The 16,182-nt window shown below is 60.0% G+C and carries 12 protein-coding genes and 1 pseudogene; 5 read left to right on the forward strand and 8 right to left on the reverse strand.

The features are described 5' to 3' along the window. Positions 1-38: 38 nt before the first annotated feature. Positions 39-1,004, reverse strand: coding sequence for a transcriptional regulator FtrA (ftrA, locus tag KM176_RS23860; protein WP_160897163.1), 966 nt, complete (start codon positions 1,002-1,004; stop codon positions 39-41). Between the two features lie 96 nt (positions 1,005-1,100). On the opposite strand from ftrA, the gene KM176_RS23865 reads away from it, so the two are divergent. Beyond that, positions 1,101-1,499, forward strand: coding sequence for a nuclear transport factor 2 family protein (locus KM176_RS23865; protein WP_160897162.1), 399 nt, complete (start codon positions 1,101-1,103; stop codon positions 1,497-1,499). 188 nt (positions 1,500-1,687) lie between these two features. Here the strand turns inward: KM176_RS23865 and KM176_RS23870 are convergent, their stop codons facing one another. Next, positions 1,688-2,320 (reverse strand): tyrosine-type recombinase/integrase, encoded by a 633-nt coding sequence (locus tag KM176_RS23870; protein ID WP_160897161.1) that lies wholly within the window; start codon positions 2,318-2,320, stop codon positions 1,688-1,690. A 349-nt stretch (positions 2,321-2,669) separates the two neighbouring features. Here KM176_RS23870 and KM176_RS23875 point away from each other — a divergent pair, with 349 nt between their 5' ends. Continuing rightward, positions 2,670-3,590: a LysR family transcriptional regulator gene (locus KM176_RS23875; protein WP_160897160.1), complete on the forward strand. Its 921-nt coding sequence runs from the start codon at positions 2,670-2,672 to the stop codon at positions 3,588-3,590. Between the two features lie 147 nt (positions 3,591-3,737). After that, positions 3,738-4,766, forward strand: a complete 1,029-nt coding sequence (mgrA, locus tag KM176_RS23880) for an L-glyceraldehyde 3-phosphate reductase (protein WP_160897159.1) — start codon at positions 3,738-3,740, stop codon at positions 4,764-4,766. Positions 4,767-5,606: 840 nt separating this feature from the next. Here the strand turns inward: mgrA and KM176_RS23885 are convergent. The 4 genes from KM176_RS23885 to KM176_RS23900 all read right to left on the reverse strand — a co-directional run bounded on the left by KM176_RS23885 (position 5,607) and on the right by KM176_RS23900 (position 12,858). Then, complete coding sequence (locus KM176_RS23885) at positions 5,607-7,028, reverse strand: IS1182 family transposase (protein WP_160897158.1); 1,422 nt, start codon at positions 7,026-7,028, stop codon at positions 5,607-5,609. A 217-nt stretch (positions 7,029-7,245) separates the two neighbouring features. Next, entirely contained in the window at positions 7,246-9,813 is a 2,568-nt protein-coding gene (locus KM176_RS23890; protein WP_160897157.1) for a DEAD/DEAH box helicase, read from the reverse strand. After that, positions 9,803-11,626, reverse strand: coding sequence for a phospholipase D-like domain-containing protein (locus KM176_RS23895; protein WP_160897156.1), 1,824 nt, complete (start codon positions 11,624-11,626; stop codon positions 9,803-9,805). Before KM176_RS23895 ends, KM176_RS23890 begins: the two co-directional genes overlap by 11 nt. Then, positions 11,623-12,858, reverse strand: coding sequence for a hypothetical protein (locus KM176_RS23900; RefSeq protein WP_160897155.1), 1,236 nt, complete (start codon positions 12,856-12,858; stop codon positions 11,623-11,625). The genes KM176_RS23895 and KM176_RS23900 overlap by 4 nt, the downstream gene beginning before the upstream one ends. A 214-nt stretch (positions 12,859-13,072) precedes the next feature. On the opposite strand from KM176_RS23900, the pseudogene KM176_RS23905 reads away from it, so the two are divergent. Beyond that, positions 13,073-13,327, forward strand: a pseudogene (locus KM176_RS23905) (transposase); the annotation flags it as partial. A 73-nt stretch (positions 13,328-13,400) separates the two neighbouring features. On the opposite strand, the gene KM176_RS23910 reads toward KM176_RS23905, so the two are convergent. Both KM176_RS23910 and KM176_RS23915 read right to left on the reverse strand, forming a co-directional pair. Then, complete coding sequence (locus KM176_RS23910) at positions 13,401-14,033, reverse strand: tyrosine-type recombinase/integrase (RefSeq protein WP_119747105.1); 633 nt, start codon at positions 14,031-14,033, stop codon at positions 13,401-13,403. Between the two features lie 144 nt (positions 14,034-14,177). Continuing rightward, entirely contained in the window at positions 14,178-15,143 is a 966-nt protein-coding gene (locus KM176_RS23915) for an AraC family transcriptional regulator (protein WP_215558835.1), read from the reverse strand. Positions 15,144-15,199: 56 nt separating this feature from the next. On the opposite strand from KM176_RS23915, the gene KM176_RS23920 reads away from it, so the two are divergent. Next, a complete protein-coding gene (locus tag KM176_RS23920) occupies positions 15,200-15,934 on the forward strand; it encodes an SDR family oxidoreductase (protein ID WP_215558836.1) in 735 nt (244 codons plus the stop codon). Positions 15,935-16,182 lie beyond the last annotated feature (248 nt).

Consider the following 16,182-nt stretch of genomic DNA (forward strand, 5'->3'; position numbering starts at 1 on the left):
GCATCGAAAGCGGCAGTTTCGGAGTCTTCGTCGGCAGACTATGGCGCCCCCATCCGTTCGCGGTACCTGGCAGGGGGGACCCCCATCATTTTTCGAAACTCTCTGCGAAAGGTTTCGGCGGAACCGAAGCCGCAAGCTTCCCAAACATCGGACAGGGGCATTTTTCCGTTTTCCAGCAACTCTGCCGCGCGGGACACACGCTCTGCCTTCAACCAGTGCATGGGCGTAGATCCCGTTTCCTCATGGAAACGGCGCGCCAGCGTGCGATTGCTTGTTCCGGCAGATCTGGCCATGCGCGCAATGGACCAGTCTTCGTTCAGGGAGGCTCTGACGTGGTCCTGCAGAGCCGCGAGGTTCGATCCGACACGGGCTTTCGGCTCGGGCCTGGGGACAAACTGGCGTTGTCCGCCATCCCGTTGCGCCGGGACAACCAACCTGCGGGCAACGCTCGCGGCCGCTTGCGCCCCAAAATCCTGTCGGATGATGTGCAGCCCCAGATCCAGCCCGGCGGCAGAACCGGCCGAGGTGTAAATGCCATCCTGCTCGACGAACAGAACGTCCGGGTCGACGGTCACATTCGGGAAGCGGTCCGCAAGCAGGTCCGTGTAGCGCCAATGGGTTGTCGCCGTTTTTCCCTCCAGCAACCCCGCAGCAGCCAGCACGAAGACGCCGGAACAGATCGAGGCGATGCGCGCGCCACGCGCATGGGCCGATTGCAGAGCGGCGCACAGGGCCGGAGGGACCGGCGCGTCGGCGCCCCGCCACCCCGGAACGACGATCAGGCTGGCCTCCTGCAACAGCTCCAGATCGTTCTGCGCATCGATGGTAATGCCACCTGTCCCGCGAATGGGCCCCGCATCCGCCTTCAATGTCGCGTAGCGGTACCAATGATCGAATTCGGGTCGGGGCAGGGCAAAGAGCTCGACCGCGATGCCGAACTCAAAGGTGCACAGGCCATCATAGGCGATGGCACAAACCAGGGGGGCTTTGGCTGATTTTGGCATTCTGGCAGAAACCGACCGTACATTGTCCGTTCTGTCAGTATCGCGAAAAATCCGGAGCTGGCAAGTTGGCGATATTACGTAACAGGAGACCCAGCCGTGAACGCACCCACTGACCTGATCAATGCCGTCGAAACCTATCTGGACGGCATTCACGAGTGCAGCGTCGACAAGCTGAACACCGTGTTCCACCCGGCATCCAGCTTGTTCGACTCGGACAACGGAACCGTGTTTGTCGAACCGATCGAGAGCTTTCTTCAGGATGTGAGCACGCGCGTCTCGCCTGCAAGTGTTGGCCAGGCGAGAGAAGCCGAAATCCTGATGATCGACTACCTGTCCCCGATCAACGCGACGGTCAAAATCCGTATTCGCGCCCACAAGAACGTCTTTGTCGACCATCTCGCCTTTGTAAAAGGGGAGGCAGGCTGGCAGATCGTTGCCAAGATCTGGCACCTGGAACGCCTCGTGGATGATGTCGCCGACCTGAGCGCAGCTTGATCCCCAAGAAGAAGCCAAGCGGTCTTTCGGCTGTTTCAGCCGTGGGACCGCTTGGTCTTCCCTGCCGACTGCGGGCTGCCGGTTCATGCGGCACGATGCCTTGTGGCCGCTCTGGGGAAGCTGCACGGCAGCGAAGCGCGCTCTTTTAGGGGCGGCTCAGGGCCGCCTGGTCATGGCGACCCACCCCTTCAAATCTCAACAGCCTCTGCGATGGCCAGCGCATCTTCCAGCTCGACACCGAGATAGCGCACCGTGCTGTCCATCTTCGTATGGCCCAGCAGGAGCTGAACCGCGCGCAGGTTGCCCGTCTTGCGATATATCTGCGCCACCTTGGTTCGCCGCATGGAGTGGGTGCCATAGGCGCTTGGCTCCAGACCGATCGAGGTCACCCAGTCACGCACCAGACGAGCGTATTGCCTCGTCGAAATATGACGACGCTCATGAAAGCGACCCGGCCACAGATGTTCCGACCCGGTCATCAGGGGATCTTCGAGCCAGGTTGCCAGGGCCTTTCGCGTCCCTTCGGTGATCTCGAAGCTGACCGGCTTTTGGGTTTTGCTCTGGACGATCGAAGCGCGGTGCTTGACCTGTCCGGCCGCGTAGACATCGGCGACCTTCAGTTTGACCAGGTCGCAGCCCCGCAACTTGCTGTCGATGGCGAGATTGAAAAGCGCCAGCTCTCGGATCTTCTGAGCAATCTCAAGGCGAACCCGGATCGCCCATACGTGCTTTGGTGCAAGCGGTCGCTTCTGGCCGACGATGCGCCCCTTGTTCCAGGCAGGGCGGCATGGACGAATGGCAGGCAGGTTTGTCGTTGGCATGGTGGTTCCTCCGATCCGCCACGCCCGCCACATCTTCGGCACCTTGCCGATGCTCGATTTTACCAGAATGCCAGCGTTCCTGGGAAAGCACGCCGGGCCGGGCCTTTCTGTTCCGCAGCAGGTCCGCTCTGAGCCCAAATCTCCGTTCGAGAGCTCCATGACATTTTAGAAGAATTGTTGGAGCGATCTTGCTCTGGCGCAACGGAGCGTTGACGCTGATCGGGATTGGCGTTTTCTGACAATCCCCGGCCAAATGCACTGCCACGCAGACCTGCGCCGCCAGAACTGATCGCGGAGGGCCGAGCTGATGACTTGGAGCGCGACAGCTTGCGCCATGAAAGGATGTTGCATGCGCAATCGAAACCGGGCCCTTCTCGCCGACCTCGATATCTTCGTGACCATTCTCACGCATGGCAGCATGAAACGCGCCGCGTTGGAGCTGGGGGTCAGCGTCTCGGCATTGAGCCATCGAATGCGCAAGCTGGAGGATCAAGTCGGCGTGCGGCTGCTGAACCGCACGAGCCGCTCGCTTTCTGCGACTGTCGCCGGAGAGCGTCTGGCCGAGCAGCTGAGAGAAGGATTTACCACGATCGACGAAGCCCTCACGTCACTGGCGCGGCAGCGAGACAATCCAGCGGGCCGTCTGAGGATAAACATTCTGCAGGATGCCGTGCGGTTGCTTGTCTCCCCGGTTCTGGCGCAATACGCCAAGGCCTTTCCCGACGTTAAGCTCGAAATTCATGCCGATGACCTGATGGTGGACGTGGTTGCCGGGGGCTTTGATGCCGGCATCCGCTATGGCGACCGCGTGCCCCTCGACATGGTCGGCGTCGCCCTCAGCGCGCCGACGCGTTGGGTCGTCGTGGGCTCCGACGCGCTGGTCGACGCGGTCGGGTTGCCATCGAAGCCGGAAGACTTGCTCAAGCTCCCATGCATCGAGATCGAGCTTGGAGATGGAAGCTGCTATTCTTGGGAGCTTGGCAACGATCCCACCATGACACGTTTGACGGTTCGCGGTCCGGTGCGGGCGAATGGCACGGCGCAGATCGTCGCCATGGCGCTCGAAGGTTTGGGATATGCCTATGTCCTTGAGGCAGCCGTGCGCCGCGAACTGCAAGAGGGACAGCTGCGCGTCGTTCTTGAGGGATGGGCCTCGGAAGGGCCGCCGTTCACCATTTACTACCCAAGCCGCCGCCAGACACCGCCGGGGTTGCGCGAACTCATCAACCTCATCCGCAGGGATCAGGGCCTTTCCCCTCTCAGCGCCTGAAACCGCTCGTGCCAAAGTCCGATCCGGGCCTGAATTTTTGTTGAGAAATTCTCAATGAAGCATTGGTGTCGCTCATCGTCGCCTCAAGGAACTCCCGTGGCTATCTTGTCCTCAGCGTAAGTTCGTCGCAACGACAAGGAAGACAGGATGACCTACCAGCCAGCATCGGACCGATACCAGAGCACGATGAGCTACCGTCGCGCAGGCAAGAGCGGAATCGACCTTCCGGCAATTTCGCTTGGCCTTTGGCAAAATTTCGGCGGCACCGACGATCCCGAAATGGCCACCGCGATTTTGCGCCGCGCATTCGACCGCGGCATCACGCATTTCGATCTTGCCAACAATTACGGCCCGCCGCCGGGGTCGGCCGAGAGTTTCTTTGGCGAGGTGCTCGCCAACGACTTCGCCCGCCACCGGGACGAAATGATCATCTCGACCAAGGCTGGTTGGCAGATGTGGGATGGACCCTATGGCGGGATCGGCGGTAGCCGGAAATATCTGATTGCAAGCCTTGACCAGTCTCTTCACCGGATGGGTCTCGACTACGTCGACATCTTCTACTCACACCGCGTCGATCCGACGACCCCTCTCGAGGAAACCATGGGCGCGCTTGCGCATCTGCACCGCCAGGGCAAGGCCCTCTATATCGGCATCTCGAGCTACTCGCCCGAATTGACGCGCAAGGCCGCCGCACTGCTGCAAGAAGAGCGCGTGCCGCTCTTCATACACCAGCCCAACTACTCGATGTTCAACCGGCGCATCGAACATGGTCTTCTCGACACGCTCGAGGACCTGGGAACTGCCTGCATCGCCTTTTCGCCGCTGGCTCAGGGCCTGCTCAGCAACAAGTATCTGAACGGCGTGCCTGAAAGCGCCCGCGCCGGACGTGGCGGGTTTGACCAGAGACTGATCACAGACGAACTTGTTGGACGCAGTCGATCGCTCAACACGATCGCCGAACGCCGCGGTCAGACCCTGGCGCAAATGGCCATCGCCTGGGCCCTGCGGGATCCCCGGATCACGTCGGCCCTTATCGGTGCACGTACGGTTGAGCAACTCGACAACTCCCTCGGCGCGCTTGAAAAGATGGAGTTCGAGACGGAGGAATTGGCCGAGATCGATTTGCATGCCCAAGATGGCAACATCGACTTCTGGCGGGTCTCGAGCGACCTCTAATGCCGAGAACGCAGCCAAGGACTGTCTTAGGTCCAAATGCCGCGCGCAACGGTGCCGTCCTGCCCTTGCGGGGCGGCGTTGCGACTGAGGTGGTTTCAACGAAGAGGCCACGACGCTCGGATTGGCAACTGCGTGCGGCACCGCAGCGAAAGTCCGAAGGTCCGCGATTGCCGGCACCGTCTCTCTGCACCTGCGAGATCCTTTCCGGCGGGATGTGGTAAGGGCGGGAAGCCGACTTGCGGCACGGTGATACCGTCTTCGCGGAAAAAGGCGCCGTACTGCGGCACGAGGGATGCCAGGTCGGCTTCTGTGGCGGGGCGGATGCACATCGGTCTGTCCTTGATCTTTGGGTGATCCTAGGTGCACAGCCCCGAAAAGGGCAAACCCGGCTCCCTCCGGACCGTTGGGACAAGGTGAGAAAAAGCCCGCCAGAGAGGCGAGCTTTTCGGGAATCCGGCAGGCATCTTTCGGTACCCGGTCGTGATTTCCCACTCGATTGTTGATGGTTGGAGTAAGTATTTGCCTGTAATAGAAAAATAGTTAATGTTAGAAGCGGATACCATGAACTATGCCATGCTCGAACAGTTGCATCTGCTATGCGTCGCTCTGGTGCTGTTTGCAACGAGGCAAAGGGGCAAGCCCGTCGACTGAACGGTGGTTGCCTGCGGCGTTGGTGCAAGATGCAGGATAGGCCACACACGGCACAGACACAAAGGGCGGATGTTGTTGAAAAAGTCGGCTGAGAACGCCGATTTTGAGGCTCGTCGTCGCTGAGCCAGGCCGTTGCATTCGGGCGATCGCTCGTTCCTCCGCCTCAAGGCGGTGAGTAGGCCGTTCAGCTCATGCTGCGGCCTCCTGTTTGATGCTTCGCGGGCGTAGTTTCGCGAGTTTTCGTAGGTTCTGGGCGATCGCGGCGAGCAGGAATTCGTCCTTGGCGCCATTTGGTCCGCGCAGCCGCAGCCGTGTCAGACCAGGGATGCGCTTGAGGTGCGCGAAGAGCATCTCGACCTTCTTCCGCTTGTCGCGTGACACCTTGTAGGCCCTGGTCTTGCGGCACTCCCTCGCGAACTCGCGCGCCTCTTCATGGGGCTCGCGCGTGACATATCGGGCATCGGCTTTCGGGCAGCAGATCTCCTTGGATGGGCAGACCTGGCAGGTCGCCTTCAAGGCGCGGTATTTCTTCCGCCCACCAGTGTCCTGCCCCCGGGCCGGATCGGAATAGTTGCGTCTGAACTGCTTGAGGGCATGGCCTTCAGGGCAGATATACAGATCATTCTTCTCATCCCATTCGAAGTCCGAGCGGGAGAACGTGCCGTCGGTCCGTTCAGATTTGTCGATCACCGGGATGAAGGGAATGATGCTGCGTTTCTCGACCAGCCAGCCCAGGTTCTCGGCATTGCCGTAGGCCGTGTCGGCGGCCAGCCAATCCGGCCGGATGCCAAACCGCTTTTCCGTCCTGTCGAGCATGGTGCGCGAGGCCCCGACTTCGGCTTGGCGGATCGCCCTTGTCGCCTCGACATCCATGATCACCGCGCTCTTGGTGTCGATCAGGTAATTGGTGGCATAGGCGAAATAGGGGCGGCTTTCCTCGGCACGGGTCCATTGCGCTGCCGGATCGGACTTGGCCACGAACTTGGGCTGGACAGGCGATGCGGCCCCGAAGGCGTTCGCGCAGTCTCTCGAACCAGTGGCGCTCCTGCGCTCACCATCCAGTGTCTCCAGATATTCATGTGCCGCCCTGTTGCCGGCTTCCCGCGCGGCCTCGGAGCTCCAGTCTTCCGCCGCGATAGACCGGACCTTGTTGGCATCGGCGGAGATCAGGCTGGCATCGACTGCAAAACCCTCTCCGGAGACCAGGTCCTCCTTCATGCAGCGCTCCACAGTGGCTTCGAAGACCTGCCGCAGAAGACCGCTATCCCTGAACTTGCCGTGGCGATAGCGGGAGAAGGTCGAGTGATCCGGGACGTCGCCTTCCAGACCCAACCGACAGAACCAGCGGTAGGCCAAGTTCAGATGGACCTCGTCACAGAGACGACGCTCCGAACGGATCCCCATGACATACCCGATCACCAGCATCCGGATGATCAGTTCCGGATCGATCGAGGGCCGGCCAAGGTGACTGTAGAAGGGGCGTAGTGCTTCGCGCAGGTCGTCCCCATTCAGGAACAGATCAATCTCTCGCAGCATGTGGTTGGCCGGGACGTGACGCTCCAGATCGAAATCGTAAAACAGCTGCGCCGATGCTTCTTGCCTGCCCATCATGCCGAAATCCTCCCATCCCCTCAAAGCTGAGTGAATCGAAAGACTTGCCGCAGCGCAACAAAGACTTTTTCAACAGCATCGGCGGAGAGCTGTCGTTCGCTGCGACAGGGACGAATGCCCGCGATGCGCAGAAAGTGCGGCGACCCTGAAAGATATCGGTTTCTGCAAATTCACCTCACAAGACCAGTTCGCGGGGCGCAATAGCCGAAATGGCAGGTTAAGGCAGCAACTTGTCTGGGGAGAAGCGCGGGATCGCTACACGGATGCGATTTTCCCAGTCTCTCACATTGTTCAGCAGGGAAGCGCCTTCTGAGCGAGGCGGCAAGACATTCCCGCTCAATTGGCCTCCCAGCTGCTGCCACCGCGTTTCCAGAACTGACCAGTTGTGCTCGTCATATGTTCCTGAGATCACGACGGGATGGATCATGATCCTGGGCATATTGCCGACGTTGCCGTTGCTCTTCCAGCTCCTGAACCGATTGAGCCACAGGCTGTTCTTTCGATCAACGCGACCGATCTGCTGTTCTACTATCCCTGGATTCCACTCTGACTGGAAGAGCACTACCGTAGAGCAGGCTTCGTGTAGGTTCAGCCCTTCGCTCCCGACCTTTGATTGCGTAACCAGCGCCATTGGCCACGCCCCAGGGCGATTGAAGGCGGCCTGCAAGGTCCTGCGAGTCTGTGGGCTGCTGCTTCCATTCATGAGGCGGGCGAAATTTCCCTCTCGACCGGTGTATTCCTTAAGATGCCCTCTCACGAGCGCTTCCAACTTTTCCGGCTTCGCCTCGACTTGGTTCTCGTCCTCGTCTGGGGACGCATCCGTCAAATCGGCACGGAGGTCAGCAAAGGCGTCCAGTACTTCTGTCGCGGAAAGTCCTGCACGGGTCTCATTCCTTGAAGGATGATGCGCTTCCAATGCCTCCAGAAGGGCAGCAATCGAGATACCCTCCGCGTTCCACAGGCTTCGCAGCAATGCGGCATCCCTGTTACCGGCCTTGGCCTCTGCTTCCACCTCCTGCCGCAGCGCTTTCATTGCCTGCTCCCGACGACCTGCGCGGATGTCATATTGCTCCTTTAGTTGCGATTCCAGCACATCCAAGTCACGAGATCCGGACCAGAGCATGGGATCTTGCATCGCGATACGGATTGCATCCCGGGCGTTCTTGTCCTTGGACAGTGCGGAAGCAGGCCAGTGCCCGTCCGGGTCAGACAGCCGACGCAGCATTTCGCGGGCATCCAGAAGACGGGTCAGGGCCTGCAGAGCTGCAGTGAAGCGACCGAAGACAAGTACCTTCTCCCCACGGGCTGTATAGCCTTCGATAAGGCGTACTGTCTCCGTGATGGAGGGCAAATCGTGAAGGTCGATCTCCTCTCCGTTGCCTGCGGCCAAAGCTTCAAGCCATACGGCTGCAGTGCCCACGACTACTTGATTCGCCGAAGTCTCACCTTTCAGCGCTGCGTCGAACATATCAGTTCCCAGCCCATGTGGGAGCCTTGTTCGCATGAGTTTCATTGGGTTTTCGCCGGGCCTGCATGGCAGGAAGGACAGAGCCTCGAGCGCAGCGAACCAGCGCAGCCAATCACGGGAGAAGGTGACGTCCGAGTTTTCAGGCGCCACACGGCGGATATCCAACTCGCGATAGGTGTCAATCACCTCGGCAAATTCGGGATCGTCACGCTTGTCGCGTCGCAACACATAAGGGGCCAGTACCTTCTGGAAATCTCCGGCTGCGGTCTCGAAGGCCTTGACCAGATCCTCGTCCAGGTCTTCCCTCTGCAGTCGCTCAAGCACTTCTTTATAAGCATTGAGAGGCGCGTCCATATGTGACAGGTCCATGGGCGCAGGCGCAATGCGGGACAGTGTCCCTTTCCATTGCATCACCCCCAGCTCGACTGGCGTAGCCGTCATTCCGATGCGGAGCGGATCCGGGGTCGTCCACAGAATCTCTCTCAGAATGCGTGAAAGGCTGCTGTCATGCTTGCGGGCCTTGTGTGCCTCATCCACGATGACAAGGTCGAACGGCCCGAGGCCATAGCCGATAAAGGGGCGAAGTTTTTCTCCATATTCCGCGGCTGCGAGATTTTCAGGACGCATGATCCGCTCGAAGTTGAGGACGTCCCTGTTCGACTTGACCGTATCGGCAATTACAGTGGCGGCCCGCACCATTGCGGCATGATAGCCGTTATACAGCCGACGCTCTGGGTTCCCCCTGCCAAGGTAATGCTGGATCTCTCCCAGCAAGCCCCGGCGTGGTGTGTCACCTTCCGGGAACCGAGCATTGGCGAAGTTGTGCGAGATCATCAGGATTTCTTCGTCCTGCAGCAGACCCATGGGCAACTCACGTTGCAGTTTCCGGTCGTTCCGCTTCTGGTGCAATCTATCCTGTGCTGATCCGGTATACCTCTGCCATTCCTCGTCGCCCTCATTAAGGAAGCTGTCGAGGAAGGTATCGAAACTTCGCAGTGGAAGTAGGGTCCTGTCCTCGGGGTCAAAAGCGCTCAGCTCCTTCTGCCATTGCACGCCCACCCCTGGCGGGATGACGATCGCGATCCGACCACCGGCTTCGCGCACGGCTTGGATCAGCGCCACCGCGATCCGCGTCTTGCCCATGCCGACCTCGTCCGCGATCAGGGCCATGCGTCGGCCGGCACGTATCCGCCGCGCCAACTCTGTCAGGCTGGCCCGTTGTCCCTCATCAAGCAGCGCCTCGCCCCCGCGTCCCTTTGGCGAGGTCCCTGCCTGGCGTTCCAGGACCTTCGCGACCTTGATCCAATCAACGCTCATGATGTGGTTCGTCCCTGTCCCAGAGAGAGGGCGTGTCCGGGAGCAGCCCCCATTCTTCCGCGACCTTTGCCAGCGCCGCAGCCAGGAGGTCCGGATCGATGCCTGAAGGGCAGAGGCCACGATGCAGCAGGATCGGCAGGGGGTCGGCGCCCGCCTCACGGAAGAACTTGATCATCGCTTCTTCTCGACTTTTCAGGGCAATCAATCTGCTTTGCAGTTCCCGACACCAGCGCGGCCAATCCAGCTCGTGGATCGTTTTTTGGTTTTCCGCCAGCGGCACCAGAAGGCTCATCATCCGGCGAAGGGGATAACGCGAAGGGGACGCAGCGGTCGTTCTTCCTTCCGTAGTCCTTTTTTTCTGGTCGCCCTCATCGTCATCGACGTCATAGGGGTCTCGCTCCTCCGGTTCCGGGAAATGGCGCAACTCGGCGAGCATGTCTTCGACGGAAATGTCTTGGGGCTGGGGCACTACTAGAACGCCATCCGCGATGACGGGCACCTCGTATCCGCCCGTGACGAGACGAACGTGAACTGGCGCCGGGGCGGGCCAGCCGCAGGGCGTCAGGACCTCGGCGCCATCGGGTCCGATCACGCGGATCTCCCGTTCCTCTGGCGCAGAAAGTTCTTCCCTTTCCCAAATCAGATACGGGACTTCCGGTAGGGTTTCGGGCGGTTCAGGCTCTTCGAAGCGCTCTCCGGCCCCCAGAAATGCATCAACTTCAATTTCATCGCCGCCAAGGGGAAGGGCATTACGGATATGCATTTTACGCCCAGGGCCGTAGCTCAGTTCCGACCCGAGTTGCAATACCACACCTGCTTCGAGATTGCCGGCCTTGCCAGCTTTGTTTTCGATACCTGCAGGTGTCATGTTGCCAGATCCCATGTAGAGAGAGCCACTGAATTTCTCTCGCCACCTCGTACCAGTCGCCAGGAGGGCAAACTTCGCATGCAATTTGCAGAGCGATAAGGCAGGATGAAGAGCGGAACGCGGCACGCAAAGGCTCCAGCCATCTTCCTGCAACCGTTTTGCTGCCGTCGCCATTCCCTGACAAGACGTGGGGTTCAACACCAGCACACGCTCAAGGGTGCTCGCGACCTTATTCTTATTCTCCAACCCCTTGTGAAACCGCTCTGGCACGGTACTCTTTCGACCGTCGCCACCTTCGAAGAAGCCCGAGCCGATGATGAGAGTAGCCTTTCTCTTCCTCGGCTTCATCTGATCCACGATCTGAGGCAACAGCGCCCTCTTTCGACTGTGGATGAAGCGTGGCTCTTCAGTGTCCGGCAGCTCCTCGATCCAATGCGACAACTGGTCATTGGGATGCCTGCCGTCATACTCGCGCTCAATGAGGCTGCAGTCGAAATCGGCTTTCAACGTATCGAAGAAACCCCAGGCCGCCCGAATATCAGCTGCATCTTCTGCGCCGGGGTCTTTCGGGTCGAGAGTGATGGACCAGAACAGGTCAATGCTTGTGGTCAGGGGATCGCGAGTCCAGTTTCCCGTCGTGACGATTAGGCGAATCCGATAACTGCCCTCCCTGTCACGAAAGCCCAGCAAGGCCACCTTGGCATGCAGGAGACGATAGGGAAGCGGCAGCGTCTTCGGAAATGCCTGGACCAGCCCTGGTATGCCGGAGACCGGACCCTTGGCCGGATGGATGAAGGTGACTAACGCCGGTCGTGACATCTCGGCTGAGAAATTGGACTTGATAGCCTTGAGGACGTCGCTTGAGGAGGTGAAGCCACAAATCATGCCGAAATCGCCGAAGAACCCCTCCGGGGGCAGGAACAGGCTGAGAAGGCTCTCGCTCATGCAGGGGCTTTCGTCGGATAATCTGGCGACTGGGGGTTCTCGTGGCCATTCAACTCCCGCATCAGGCAATGCAGGTTCCACAGACGGAAAAGCTGGGGTGCAAAATCCTGATTATCTATGACCTCGCCAGCCTCCTCCTCTGATGAGCGGTCCGCACGGAGGTCGCCTGCGGCGGGACCGGGGACGATCCTGTCAGCGGCCTCCAACCGCACCACAGTCCCATCACGCGTCACCAGCTTGCGCAGCAGCGTTTCTGGGTCTTTCCGGCAATCAGCCAAGAAGGCGCAGCTGAGATGCTCGCCGGCCACTTCGATACGAGGACCGAGACGTTTTTCGCTGTATTGTAGATCCCTCAGCTTCGTCTGCACGTAGCGGGTCATCTCTGGCACGCCACAGGACGCGGCTTCATTGGCATTGCGACGCTCGAGCAATTTCCCCTCCACGGCACGTAGGACGTCGAGGGCGCAGTCCCGGAGATCTATGAGCGCAGCGCCCGCCCTCAGGTCGATCCAGTGTTCATGCGAGATCCCCGAGGGCGGTGGCTCCCGCTCGAGCATTTTCTCATTCGGACCTGTTGCCAGACCGATCAAGGCCCGCCGTCGGGCGGCATCTTCGGGGGACGTTCGGTAGGCCTGCTTCACACGAGCCTGGATGTTCTTGCGCACATCGGCTGGCAATGCCACGAGAGGCGACAGCCCGGGCGGACTTTCCTGTGTCTTGCTCTTAATCCTGATCCATCGCGCGAGTTGATCCTTCCAAGATTGCATGGCCGGAAGTTGCATAATCCTATGCCCTTCGCCATCCAGCCTGAAAGATCCGAAGCGGCTTCCGATAACATAGCCGAGCTCCTGCAATGGCTGGACCATACCCATGCGAAAGGGCTGGGTGACATAGGTTCCGCGCTTCGCCAGATTCGAGAAACTCCAATCTTTGTTTCCATTTAATTTCACTCTGCCTTGCACCCTTGGGTTCTGGCTGTCTCCGGTGCCGCCCATCGCGAACGCCTCAATCGCGTTTGCGGTCCGTAACGGCTCAACCGAAGAATGGCCTTCCTCGGCCAAGGCGACAGCCAAGATCGACCAGACGAGCGGCATCGGGAACCAAAGGTTACCCAAGCCAGGCACCGATCGATCATTGAAATGCCGCACGGAGGCCTGCAACCCGAGACTCTGTTGTCTGCGCAGGCTGACCATTTCTTCGGGCGCAAGGATGCCCCATTCCATATCGCCCATAAAAATTCGCTTATTGGTTCTTCGACCTATTCGTCTCTCAGCAGAGTTGCATATGCAACAGAAAATTCCTTCCTGGTTTCAAGGCCTCGGACTTGCGGCATGATATCCACAAAAGTAGTTTTGCCGGCAGTGATTGTCGGATTTTTCGGTAGGGTCGGGTTGCGACCATCAACCTGAACCACGGATTACACCCGAGACAGGCCTCCGTGCGCTCATGGAGAAGATTGCAGATGCGGATTCTTTGCGCGAGATGATCGGTTTCGCGGCCAAGCGACTGATGAAACTTGAGGTCGACGCCAAGACCGGCGCTGACTATGGCGAGAAGAGCAGTGACCGTCTGGCGCAACGGAATGGATACCGAGATCGCGACGAGTATACTCGGGCTGGCCGCATTAAAGCGCATATCCCGCGTTTGCGGACCGGGTCGCACTTTTCGTCTTTCTTTGAGCCACGCCGGTCAGTCGAAAAGGGGTGGGAGCGGCCATCCGCCGCACCTGGCGCGAAGGTCGGCAGAGGGCCGCCAGTGACGGCGGCCCGGTCCATTAGATTTCAACACTTTCGGAGATGGCAAGCGCGTCTTCTAGGTCCACGCCCAGATACCGGACCGTGCTGTCCATCTTGGTGTGTCCCAGAAGAAGCTGAACGGCGCGCAGGTTACCCGTCTTCCGATAGATCTCCGCGACCTTCGTCCGGCGCATGGAGTGAGTTCCGTAGGATGTGGGGTCCAGGCCGATGGATGACACCCAATCCCGAACGAGACGAGCGTACTGCCGTGTCGAGATGTGCAGGCGCTCATGGAAACGGCCCGGCCAGAGAAATTCCGAGCCGACCATCAACGGCTCTTCCATCCAGCGCGACAGCGATTTCCGCGTTCCTTCCGTGATCTCAAACCTGACCGGCCGTTGGGTCTTGCTTTGAATGATCGATGCACGTTCCTTGACCTGGCCGGAAGCGTAGACGTCGACGACCTTTAGTTTCACCAGGTCGCAGCCACGGAGCTTGCTGTCGACGGCCAAGTTGAAGAGGGCAAGGTCGCGATGGTTCCCGGCGATCTCCAGGCGAACGCGGATGGCCCAGACATGTTTCGGCAAAAGTGGGCGTTTCTGACCGATCAAGCGCCCCTTGTTCCAGGCAGGGCGGCAAGCGCGGATGGCAGGTAAGTTGGCAGTAGGCATGTTCTGTCCTCCAACCTCCTCGCCCAGCCTCGACACCAACCTCATGTTGGTGGCACAGTATACCACATCAAGCCAGCCCACCGCGAAGGTCTGCTCCGAGCCCAAAGCGACCGTTACGCTGCTGCCTGAAATACCGACGGAATCTCAAAGTATTGACGTGCTAACTTTCCCACGAGCGTCCGCACTCGGCGAACGCCCGAAGGTGCGCAGAAACGCCTGGGAAAACGCGCTTTGCGATTGGTAGCCGACGGCATGAGCAACGTCGGCGACGGTAGTTTCGTCCTGAAGCAACCGTCTGCGTGCAAGTGTCAGGCGCCAGGATCGCAAATAAGATAGGGGCGGCTGACCGATGCGACGACTGAATTCCGCCGAAAACGCGGCCCGTGACATGCCGGCGACAGCCGCAATATCAGCCACGGTCCAGGCGCAGGCGACATCGGCGTGAAGGGCCTGCAGGGCCCTGCCGATCCGGGGGTCGGACAGCGCGCCGAACCATCCGCATTGGTCTGGTCCGGCCTGCTCGGCATAGGCCCGAAATGTCTCGACCAGAAGAATGTCTGCCAGGCGTGCGCGCACGATCGTGGACCCGATCACACCTCGCTCGATCTCCTGCGACATGAGCGACAGGACGGTCGAGATGGCTTCGGCCCCAGCGGTGTGGCGCTGAACAGGGATGAAGTCCGGCAACATGTCCAACAGGAAATCGGCATTCGGCCCTGAAAAGGTGACCGTTCCACCGATCGAAACCACCTCGTCCCCGCCGAGCCGAACAAAGTCCCGACGGGGATCCTCAAAGAGCTGCCGCCCGTCCTGTGGCACCAGCGTCGGGTCACTGGAAACGGCATAGTCCGTAGTCCCGATCAGGCAGACATCCCCGGCCTGCATCGGGTGCGGCGCGCGTCCTTCCATCTGTATCCAGCACATCCCTCGCAGCACCGCCACGAATTTCAACCGGTCCAGTGCTGGGAACGACAGCGCCCAATCCCCTGAAGCCTCCAGGCGGGTCTGCCGCGTCACGCGGGCACCGAGGACCTCAAGCACGTCGGAAAGTGGATCAGGCTGAAAGTTAGACGATTGCGACAAAATCATGGACCTGTGGACATCGATCATCTTGCGAAGGTGCCATAAATCCGTGGCAAGCGAAACAGACAGAAGGACCGGAACTCATGACACTCGAAGGTAAAGTGGTCGCCATCACCGGCGCAAGCAGTGGCATCGGGCGTGCCACGGCGACCTTGCTGGCCAACCGTGGCGCCGCGGTGGTGCTGGGTGCCCGCCGGGAACCAGTCCTTGAACAGCTGGTCGCAGAGATCACGGCCGAGGGCGGCAAGGCGGCTCAGAAGGCGACGGACGTGCGCCGCCGCGCCGACCTCGAGGCGTTGGTGGAAACCGCTGTTCAGCGGTTCGGCAGGCTCGATGCCATCGTCAACAATGCCGGGATTGGCCCGATCTCGCGCTTCGACGCACTGCGGGTCGAGGAGTGGGACGCGATGATCGACGTAAACCTGCGCGGCACGCTCTACGGCATTGCGGCCGCCCTTCCGGTCTTCGCCCGGCAGGACTGCGGGCATATCATCAACGTCGTGTCCACGGCCGGACTGAAGATCCTGCCTACGATGGGCGTCTATGCCGCGACCAAGAATGCGGTGCGAACGGCGACCGAGGCGTTGAGGCAGGAAGCGGGGCCGAACCTGCGGGTGACCGAGGTATCTCCAGGCATGGTTTCGACGAACTTCACGCAGACCATAACGGACCCCTCGGTCAAGGAGATGATCGACGGTCGGATGGGCGATATCGGAATGGCCCCGGAAGCGATCGCTCGGGCAATCCTCTATGCGCTCGAACAACCGGGAGATGTCGACGTTGGGAGTATCGTGGTGCGACCAACAGCACAGGGCTGACGGAGGTAGCGAACGGCAGCAAAGTCCCGCAGAGCTGACCTTGGCGTGCCAGACCTTCTTGCACGATGCCACGGATGGCCGGTTTGGCGAAGCTGCACCGCAGAAATGACGCTCAAGGCGGAGGTCCTGTGTGGATGGCTCCTGCATAGCAAGCGGGAAATGACTTTAATTCACCCATTCAGAAGCGGTCGTGTGTCCGGCCTGTTTGCGCGGCATTTCGGCCGCTGGCCCTGATGGCTTCCGCGTCC

The organism is Pseudooceanicola endophyticus, assembly GCF_018760365.1.
Classification (GTDB): domain Bacteria; phylum Pseudomonadota; class Alphaproteobacteria; order Rhodobacterales; family Rhodobacteraceae; genus Pseudooceanicola; species Pseudooceanicola endophyticus.